Raw genomic sequence first — 9,515 nt, 5'->3', positions numbered from 1 at the left:
CGTTCCCACGCTCTGGGTGGGAATGCAGCCCGGGACGCTCTGCGTCCCATTCGAGAGCTGGAACGCGGAGCGTCCCTTGAGGCATTCCCACGCAGAGCGTGGGAACGATCAACGAAACGCAGCGTGGGAACGATCATGGCATGGGGCTTAGAGGGCTTCGCGCGAAGGCTTGCCATCGACCAGCCGCTGAATACGCAGCGGGTTGGCGTTTTTCAGCGGTTCCGGCAGCAGGCTGTCGGGGTAGTTCTGGAAGCACACCGGGCGCAGGAAACGATCGATCGCCAGCGTACCCACCGAGGTGCCGCGAGCATCGGACGTCGCCGGATACGGACCGCCGTGAACCATCGAATCGCACACCTCCACACCGGTCGGATAACCATTGAGCAGGATCCGCCCGACCTTCTGTTCCAGCAGCGGCGTCAGCTCCGGAAAGCGTTCGAAATCCGCCTGCTCGCCGATGATTGTCGCCGTCAGTTGTCCATGCAGGCCCTGCAACGCCGCGCTCAGCTGCGCTTTGTCGGCCACTTCGACGATCACCGTGGTCGGGCCGAACACTTCTTCCTGCAGCACTTCATCGCCATCGATCAGCAGGCTGACATCGGCCTTGAACAACTGCGGCTGCGCCTGATTGCCTTGCTGCGGGTTACCCGCCAGATGCTCGATGCCGGTATGCGCCAATAATTTTTCCAGGCCCTTGCCGTAGCTACCGAGGGTGCCGGCATTGAGCATGGTTTGCGCCGGTTGATCACCGATCAGCGCCGCGACTTGCTCAACGAATGCCGTGAACTGTGGCGAACGGATGCCGATCACCAGACCCGGATTGGTACAGAACTGACCGCAGCCCTGCACTACCGACGCGGTCAGATCGCGGGCGACGGTTTCCGAACGCTCGGCCAGTGCCTGAGGCAGCACGATCACCGGGTTGATGCTCGACATCTCGGCGAACACCGGGATCGGCTGGGGCCTTGCGGCAGCCATGTCGCACAGCGCCCGTCCGCCCCGCAGCGAACCGGTGAAACCCACCGCCTGAATAGCCGGATGTTTGACCAGCCATTCGCCGACGCCACCACCGTAGATCATATTGAACACACCGGCCGGCATCGCGGTTTTTTCCGCTGCTCGAATCAGCGCATCGGCAACAAGCTCAGCGGTGGCCATATGGCCGCTGTGGGCCTTGAACACCACCGGGCAACCGGCCGCCAGCGCCGACGCTGTATCGCCACCGGCGGTGGAGAATGCCAGTGGAAAGTTGCTCGCGCCGAACACCGCCGCTGGGCCGAGGCCGATGCGGTACTGGCGCAGATCCAGACGCGGCAGCGGTTGACGATCCGGCAACGGCAGGTCGATCCGCGCACCGTAGAAATCACCGCGCCGCAGGACTTTGGCGAACAAGCGCATCTGGCCGCTGGTGCGTCCTCTTTCACCCTGAATCCGCCCGGCTGGCAGTGCAGTTTCGCGGCAAACCACAGCGACGAAATCATCGCCCAGCGCGTCCAGCTCATCGGCAATTGCATCGAGAAACTGCGCGCGGCGTTCGGCGCTGAGGCTGCGATACGCCGGATATGCCGCCGCAGCGGCTTTGGCGGCGGCGTCTACTTCCGCTTCCGTGGCCTGAATGAAGTCGTGGGGCAATGCTTCGCCCGTGGTAGCGTCGACGCTTTGTAGCTTGACGTCGCCCGCCGCGCTGCGACGGCCGCCGATGTAGTTGTGGCCGAGAATCTGAGTCATGGGATCTCCTTAAAGGGTGCCGATGCTGTCCGGTTCGAATGCCGCTGCGACCGGGGCGATGCCGTTGACCAGCGGGGCGCCGAATTCGGCCTGGCTGATTTCGAATACATCGCCGGGCTGAGTGCGAATGCCATCGGCGAACGACAGGGTCGCGGTGCCGAAAAAGTGAATGTGCACGTCACCGGGACGCAGGAACTGGCTGTACTTGAAGTGGTGGTATTCGAGGTTCGCCAGGCTGTGGCACATGTTGGCCTCGCCGCTGAGGAACTCGTTCTGCCACAGCACTTCGCCGTCACGCAGGATGCGGCTGGTACCGGCCAGGTGTTGCGGCAACTCACCGACGCGCAGCTCCGGACCGTAGCTGCAACTGCGCAGTTTCGAGTGGGCCAGGTACAGATAATTCTTGCGTTCCATGACGTGATCGGAGAACTCGTTGCCCACCGCGAAACCGAGGCGATACGGCTTGCCGTCGTGGCCGATGATGTAGAGGCCGGCCATCTCCGGTTCCTCGCCGGCGTCTTCGGCAAACGGCGGCAGCGGGAACGGCTGACCGGGGCGCACAACGATGCTGCCGTCGCCTTTGTAAAACCATTCCGGCTGCACACCGGCCTGCCCCGCCGCCGGTTTTCCGCCCTCCACGCCCCACTTGAAGATGCGCATGGTGTCGGTCATCGCCGCTTCGTCGCCGGCCTGCTGATGCATTTTGTCCCGGGCCGAGGCGCTGCCGAGGTGCGTGAGGCCGGTGCCGCTGACCAGCAGGTGCGCCGGGTCCGGGTGATCCAGCGGCGGCAGGATGCGCAGTTTGGCGAGCAATTCGGCGTAATCGTGGCTGATGCCCAGGCCGAGGGTTTGCACTTGCTGCGCGAGGGTGCTGCCGGCCTCGATCGCGGCCAGGGCAAGATCGCGAACCGTGCGCGCATCCTGCACTTCACGCACCAGACCGTCCTCGACCACCCCGACACGGCGCTCGCCGCTACTCAATTCGAATTGAACCAGATGCATGTTTTTCTCCTATTACCTCAAAAACACCGCTGATCCCTGTGGGAGCGAGCTTGCTCGCGAAGGCGGTGCATCAGTCACCACAAATGTTGAATGTGCCGACCACTTCGCGAGCAAGCTCGCTCCCACAGGGTCGGTGATAGTCATTCAGGTACGGGTAGCACCCCGTGCGCTCGCTGCAAATTGCTCGACCGGCAGCACATGCTTGCGCTCCAGCAAGCGATAGACGACGCCCGTCAGAATCAGCCCGAACACCATCACGCCAGACAGGAAGTACAGGCCCGAAGCGAGGTTGCCGGTGTATTCCTTCAAGGCGCCGATCACGAACGGGCCGATGTAGCCACCGAGGTTGCCCACCGAGTTGATCAAGGCAATCCCGGCCGCCGCGCTGGCGCCGGCAAAGAACCGCCCCGGCAGCGTCCAGAACACCGCCGTGCAGGAAAACAGCGCAAACGCCACCAGACACAACGCCGCCAGTTGCGCCACCGGCAACGACAGCCAGGCGCTGAGGAACAGGCCGATGGCGCCCAGCACATAAAGCACCGCCAGATGGCCGTAACGATCATTCAAACGGTCGGAACTGCGCGGAATGATCAGCAGGCCGATGATCCCGAAAATGTACGGCACCGATGACACGAAACCGGTCACCAGATCGCTGCCGCCGAACTGTTTGATCAGGGTCGGAAGCCACAGGCCCAGGCCATAAATGCTCAGGGTCACCGGCAGATAAAACAGCGCCAGCAGCAACACGCGTTTGTCCTTCAGCGCATGTAGCGGATTGCCGTGACGGGTCTGGCCGTATTCCTGCAGGTCCTTTTTCAGCTCGCCGGTCAGCCAGTCCTTCTCGGCCTGGTCCATCCATTTCACTTGCTGCGGGCCGTCCGGCAACCAGCGCAATACCGGCCAGGTCAGCAGGATCGCCGGGGTGCCAATGACGATGAACAGCCACTGCCAGCCGTGCAGGCCGAGGATGCCGTCCATGCCCAGCAGGCCGCCGGACACGGGGCCGGTGATCATCATCGCGATGGGTTGGGAAAGGATGAACAGCCCGAGGATCTTGCCGCGATGGCGCACCGGGAACCATTGGGTGATGTAGTACAGAACGCCGGGAAAGAACCCCGCCTCCGCCGCGCCGAGCAGAAAGCGCATCACGTAAAAACTGTGCGGACCCTGGACGAAGGCCATGCCGATGGTGATCGCGCCCCAGGTGATCATGATCCGCGCGAACCAGCGCCGTGCGCCAAAGCGTTCGAGCATCAGGTTGCTGGGGATTTCAAACAGAAAGTAGCCGATGAAAAACAGCCCGGCGCCAAGCCCGTAGGCGGCATCGCCGATACCGATGTCGGCGCCCATGTGCAGCTTGGCGAAGCCGACGGCGGAGCGATCCACATAGGCGATCAGGTACAGCAGGATCAGGAAGGGAATCAGTTTCAGCGTAATGCGCCGGACAAGCCGCAGTTCCTGGCTCATGAGATCGGTCTCCGATTGTTGTTTTTATGGAACCTCGGGGGACGCCTCTCGCGGAAAATCGCCAGGGCCATCCCTCCGTCGAAAACGACTATATAGTAATACTAATTACGCAACAACACTTCCAAACCGTCGATTTTGCGCTTATGTTTAGTCAAAGCTCGCAAACAATAGTCTTACAATAAGAGAATCGATCATGTCTGATAAGAAACCCACCCTGCGCTCCGCCCAATGGTTTGGCACGGCCGACAAGAACGGCTTCATGTACCGCAGCTGGATGAAGAATCAGGGCATCGCCGACCATCAGTTCTACGGCAAGCCGATCATCGGCATCTGCAACACCTGGTCGGAACTGACCCCGTGCAACGCGCACTTCCGCCAGATCGCGGAGCACGTCAAACGCGGGGTGATCGAGGCTGGTGGTTTTCCGGTGGAATTTCCGGTGTTCTCCAACGGCGAATCGAACCTGCGCCCGACCGCCATGCTGACCCGTAACCTGGCGAGCATGGACGTCGAGGAAGCGATTCGCGGCAACCCGATTGACGGCGTGGTGCTGCTGACCGGTTGCGACAAGACCACCCCGGCCCTGCTGATGGGCGCGGCCAGCTGCGACGTGCCGGCGATCGTCGTCACCGGCGGGCCGATGCTCAACGGCAAGCACAAGGGCAAGGACATCGGCTCCGGCACCGTGGTCTGGCAGCTCAGCGAACAGGTCAAGGCCGGCACCATCACGATTGACGATTTCCTCGCGGCCGAGGGCGGCATGTCCCGCTCGGCCGGTACCTGCAACACCATGGGCACCGCGTCGACCATGGCCTGCATGGCCGAAGCACTGGGTACTTCGCTGCCGCACAACGCGGCGATTCCGGCGGTGGATGCGCGGCGTTATGTGCTGGCGCACATGTCCGGCATGCGTGCGGTCGAGATGGTGCGTGAAGACTTGAAGCTGTCGAAGATACTGACCAAGGAAGCCTTCGAAAACGCGATCCGGGTCAATGCCGCGATTGGCGGTTCGACCAACGCGGTAATCCACCTCAAAGCCATCGCCGGGCGTATCGGCGTCGAGCTGGATCTGGACGACTGGACCCGTATCGGCCGTGGCATGCCGACCATCGTCGACCTACAACCGTCCGGGCGCTTCCTGATGGAAGAGTTCTACTACGCGGGCGGCTTGCCGGCCGTGCTGCGCCGCCTCGGTGAGGCCAATCTGATTCCGAATCCGAACGCACTGACCGTCAACGGCAAATCCATCGGCGAGAACACCAAGGACGCGCCGATCTACGGTGAAGACGAAGTGATCCGCACCCTCGACAATCCGATCCGCGCCGACGGCGGGATCTGCGTGTTACGCGGCAACCTGGCGCCACTGGGCGCGGTGCTCAAGCCGTCAGCCGCAACGCCGGAACTGATGCAGCACCGTGGCCGCGCCGTCGTGTTCGAGAACTTCGACATGTACAAGGCGCGGATCAACGACCCGGAACTGGACGTCGATGCAGACTCGATTCTGGTGATGAAGAACTGCGGGCCGAAGGGTTATCCGGGCATGGCCGAAGTCGGCAACATGGGGCTGCCGGCCAAGCTGCTGGCGCAGGGCGTGACCGATATGGTGCGCATCTCTGACGCGCGGATGAGCGGCACCGCTTACGGCACGGTTGTGTTGCACGTCGCCCCGGAAGCGGCGGCCGGCGGGCCTTTGGCGGCGGTGAAGGAAGGCGACTGGATCGAGCTGGACTGTGCCAGCGGGCGTTTGCATCTGGATATTCCGGACGCAGAACTGGCGGCGCGCATGGCGGATCTGCAACCGCCGCAGCAATTGTTGGTGGGTGGGTATCGTCAGCTGTATATCGACCATGTGCTGCAAGCGGATCAAGGTTGCGATTTCGACTTCCTCGTCGGTTGCCGAGGGGCTGAAGTACCGCGCCATTCCCACTAACACCGCCGCCCCTGTGGGAGCGAGCTTGCTCGCGATTGCGATTTATCATTCAACATCCAGGTTGGCTGACACTCCGCTATCGCGAGCAAGCTCGCTCCCACATTTGCTTTGTGTATCCACCTCAAGATTGTGTCGTGCCTGCTATGATGCGCGGCATCTCCATCGCTCAGGATCGCGCCACTCCCCATGGATTACCGCAAACCTTCCGACCGTAAAAGCATGCACTCGCGCATCGTCCAGGAACTGGGCATGCAGATTGTTTCCGGACGCTTTCTGCCCTGCGACAAGCTGCCCGCCGAAGCCTTGCTCTGCGAGGAATATGCGGTCAGCCGGCCGGTGTTGCGCGAGGCCACCCGAGTGCTGGTCGCCAAGGGCCTGGTGTATTCGAAACCGCGCGTCGGCACCGTCGTCAAGCCGCGCCGCGAATGGCACATGCTCGACCCGGACGTGCTGCACTGGCTGATGCAAAGCAGCCCGCAGAACGAGTTCTTCAACGTCCTGACCAGCGTGCGCAGCATCATCGAACCGGCCGCCGCCGCCCTCGCCGCCCAGCACGCCACCGATGCCGACATCGCGTCGATTGCCGAGGCTTACCAGCGCATGGAAGCGGCCCCGACCCCGGAGGCCTTGCTGCAACCGGATCTGGATTTTCACAGCCGGATTGCCGATGCGACTCACAACGACTTGCTGGCGAACCTGTGCAACATGCTGTCAGTGGCGATTGCCGAGGCGCTGAAGCATTCGAATCAGCGGCCGAATCTGCATGAACTGGCGTTGCCTCGGCACAAGGCGATTTTGACGGCGATCGAGAATCGGGATGCGTTGGGGGCGCGGCATGCGACGTTGGTGCAGCTGGATGATGCGCGGAGTGCGCTTAGCGTCGTGCTAGGCACTGAACTCTCTTAAGCCTTGAGACCGCTTGCCCTCACCGCAGGCATAAAAAAGCCGCAACCCTTAAAGGTTGCGGCTTTTTCATTTCAGCCAACCGGATCAGTGAGCAAACAGAGAATTCCCCTTCTGCCCCGCCAGTTTCTCCGGCTTGATCAGGAACTTCGCCAGTGCCGGCAGCAGCCACAGCGCACCAAACATGTTCCACAGCAGCATGAAGGTCAGCATCAGGCCCATGTCGGCCTGGAACTTGATCGCCGAGAAGATCCAGGTGCACACACCGATGGCCAGGCACAGACCGGTGAACAGCACCGCTTTACCGGTGGATTTCAGGGTCTGGTAATAGGCTTCCTGCAACGGCAGGCCGGCACGCAGGAAACTTTCCAGGCGGCTGTAGATGTAGATGCCGTAGTCCACGCCAATCCCCACGCCCAGCGCCACCACCGGCAGCGTCGCCACTTTCACGCCGATGCCCATGAACGCCATCAGCGCGTTGCCCAGCACCGAGGTCAGCACCAGTGGCAGCACGATGCACAGGGTCGCCGCCCACGAGCGGAAGGTGATCATGCACATGACCGCCACGCAGATGTACACCAGGATCAGGATGGTCAGCTCGGACTTCTTGATCACCTCGTTGGTGGCCGCCTCGATCCCGGCGTTACCGGCGGCGAGGATGAATTCCAGGCCTTCCTTGTTGTTTTCCTTGGCGAAGTCCTGCACCGCATGCACCGCGCGATCCAGGGTTTCGGCCTTGTGGTCGTTGAGGAACACCAGCACCGGCGCCAGCGAGCAACTGTTGTTGTACAGGCCGTCGGCCCGGGCGATGGAGTTGTTCAGCACGTCCGGGTTGCGTGACAGGGTTTCCCATTTCAGGTTGCCCTCGTTCATGCCCTTGATCATCTGCTTGGACACGGTCACCAGCGAGATCGCCGACTGCACGCCCTCGGTGTTCTGCATCTTCCACATCAGTTCGTCGATCGGCGCCATGGCTTCATAGCGCGAGCAGCCTTCGGACTTGGTCTTGACCATCACCACCAGCACGTCGGAGCTGGTCGAGTAGTTGCTGATGATGAAGTTGTTGTCCTTGTTGTAGCGCGAATCCGGACGCAGTTCCGGCGCGCCCTGGTCGAGGTCGCCGATCTTCAGGTTCTGGCTGTACCAGAGACCGCCACCGAAAGCGACCAGCGCCAGGGCGATGGAAATCGGGGCGACTTTCGGGTTGGCGAAGTTCGACAGCAGGCGCCAGAACGGATGCTCGCGGTGCGCGTCCTTCTTGCTCTTGGCGATGGCGCGCTTGCTGATGCCGACATAGGAAATCGCCACCGGCAGCAGGATCAGGTTGGTGAACACGATCACCGCCACGCCGATGGAAGCGCCGATGGCCAGCTCGCGGATCACGCCAATGTCGATGATCAGCAGCGTGATGAAGCCGACGGCGTCCGCCAGAATCGCGATCATCCCCGGCAGGAACAATTGACGGAAGGTCCTCCGTGCGGCCGTCAACGCGTTGTCCGCCTCACCGGATTGCAGGGCGATACCGTTGATTTTCTGCACGCCGTGGGAAATGCCGATGGCGAAGATCAGGAACGGCACCAGCATCGAATACGGATCGAGGCCGAACCCGAAAAAGTGCATCAACCCGAGTTGCCAGACCACCGCCACCAGCGTGGTGCTCAACACCGCCACGGTGCTGCGCAGGCAGTTGGTGAACCACAGCAGCAGGATCAGGGTGATGACGAAAGCGATGCCGAAGAACATCACCACCATCACCAGACCGTCGATCAGATCACCGACCTTCTTGGCGAAACCGACGATGTGGATCTTGACGTTTGGGTTCTGCGCTTCGAACTTGTTGCGGATCTTGTCTTCGAGCTCATGGGAGAACTGGCGATAGTCCAGCGCCAGCAACTTGCCCTGGTCCTGCGGGTCCGGGTAGGACTCCAGCAGCGGGATGTCGACGATGCTCGACTTGAAGTCGTTGGCCACCAGACGCCCGACCTGACCGGACTTGAGCACGTTGTTGCGCAGCAGATCGAGGCTGTCCTGGGAGCCGTTGTAGCTCTGCGGGATCACTTCGCCGCCGGCAAAACCTTCCTCGGTCACTTCGGTCCAGCGCACGCTCGGGCTCCACAGCGACTTGAGGCCGGAACGGTCGACGCCGGAGATGTAGAACACCTCGTCGTTGATCTGACGCAGGGTCTCCATGTACTCCTTGGAGAAGATGTCGCCATCCTTCGCTTCCACCGAAATACGCACGGTGTTGCCCAGGTTCGCCAGATCGTTACGGTGCTCCATCATCTTTTCAATGAACGGATGCTTGAGCGGGATCATCTTTTCGAAACTGGTGGACGGACGGATCAGCGTGGCCTGCCAGAACAGGAAAATGCTGACCAGCAGGCAGATCACGATCACTGCCGGGCGGTTGTTGAAGATCAGGCGCTCAAGAAACGTCGCCTTGTCCTGATGATGAGTGCTCAAGGAAGTCATAGCCCCGCCTTCT

Annotated in this window: 6 protein-coding genes; 2 read left to right on the top strand and 4 right to left on the bottom strand. The window is 61.7% G+C overall.

Annotated features, from left to right (window positions below):
* Nucleotides 1-147: 147 nt before the first annotated feature.
* The 3 genes from PMI24_RS20960 to PMI24_RS20950 form a co-directional block, all read right to left on the bottom strand.
* Complete coding sequence (locus PMI24_RS20960; RefSeq protein ID WP_007957419.1) at nt 148-1,728, bottom strand: aldehyde dehydrogenase (NADP(+)); 1,581 nt, start codon at nt 1,726-1,728, stop codon at nt 148-150.
* A 9-nt stretch (nt 1,729-1,737) separates the two neighbouring features.
* The gene (gene araD1, locus PMI24_RS20955; protein WP_007957418.1) at nt 1,738-2,730 is read right to left on the bottom strand and encodes an AraD1 family protein; all 993 of its coding nucleotides are present in this window, start codon (nt 2,728-2,730) and stop codon (nt 1,738-1,740) included.
* Between the two features lie 144 nt (nt 2,731-2,874).
* Nucleotides 2,875-4,197: an MFS transporter gene (locus tag PMI24_RS20950; protein WP_007957417.1), complete on the bottom strand. Its 1,323-nt coding sequence runs from the start codon at nt 4,195-4,197 to the stop codon at nt 2,875-2,877.
* A gap of 193 nt (nt 4,198-4,390) precedes the next feature.
* Between PMI24_RS20950 and PMI24_RS20945 the strand changes: the two genes are divergently transcribed.
* Nucleotides 4,391-6,127, top strand: a complete 1,737-nt coding sequence (locus PMI24_RS20945; protein WP_007957416.1) for an IlvD/Edd family dehydratase — start codon at nt 4,391-4,393, stop codon at nt 6,125-6,127.
* Between the two features lie 186 nt (nt 6,128-6,313).
* Complete coding sequence (locus PMI24_RS20940) at nt 6,314-7,033, top strand: FadR/GntR family transcriptional regulator (RefSeq protein ID WP_007957415.1); 720 nt, start codon at nt 6,314-6,316, stop codon at nt 7,031-7,033.
* A gap of 84 nt (nt 7,034-7,117) precedes the next feature.
* Here the strand turns inward: PMI24_RS20940 and PMI24_RS20935 are convergent, their stop codons facing one another.
* Entirely contained in the window at nt 7,118-9,502 is a 2,385-nt protein-coding gene (locus PMI24_RS20935; protein ID WP_007957414.1) for an efflux RND transporter permease subunit, read from the bottom strand.
* Between the last annotated feature and the right edge of the window lie 13 nt (nt 9,503-9,515).

This window comes from Pseudomonas sp. GM25 (assembly GCF_000282255.1).
GTDB classification, from domain to species: Bacteria; Pseudomonadota; Gammaproteobacteria; order Pseudomonadales; family Pseudomonadaceae; genus Aquipseudomonas; species Aquipseudomonas aphyarum.
Note: the sequence above shows the minus strand (reverse complement) of the source record. Positions and strands in the feature narration are given on the sequence as shown.

Coding starts and splice junctions, on each gene's coding strand:
- PMI24_RS20960 (WP_007957419.1), bottom strand. CDS start 1,728: ATGACTCAGATTCTCGGCCACAACTACATCGGCGGCCGTCGCAGCGCG.
- araD1 (WP_007957418.1), bottom strand. CDS start 2,730: ATGCATCTGGTTCAATTCGAATTGAGTAGCGGCGAGCGCCGTGTCGGG.
- PMI24_RS20950 (WP_007957417.1), bottom strand. CDS start 4,197: ATGAGCCAGGAACTGCGGCTTGTCCGGCGCATTACGCTGAAACTGATT.
- PMI24_RS20945 (WP_007957416.1), top strand. CDS start 4,391: ATGTCTGATAAGAAACCCACCCTGCGCTCCGCCCAATGGTTTGGCACG.
- PMI24_RS20940 (WP_007957415.1), top strand. CDS start 6,314: ATGGATTACCGCAAACCTTCCGACCGTAAAAGCATGCACTCGCGCATC.
- PMI24_RS20935 (WP_007957414.1), bottom strand. CDS start 9,502: ATGACTTCCTTGAGCACTCATCATCAGGACAAGGCGACGTTTCTTGAG.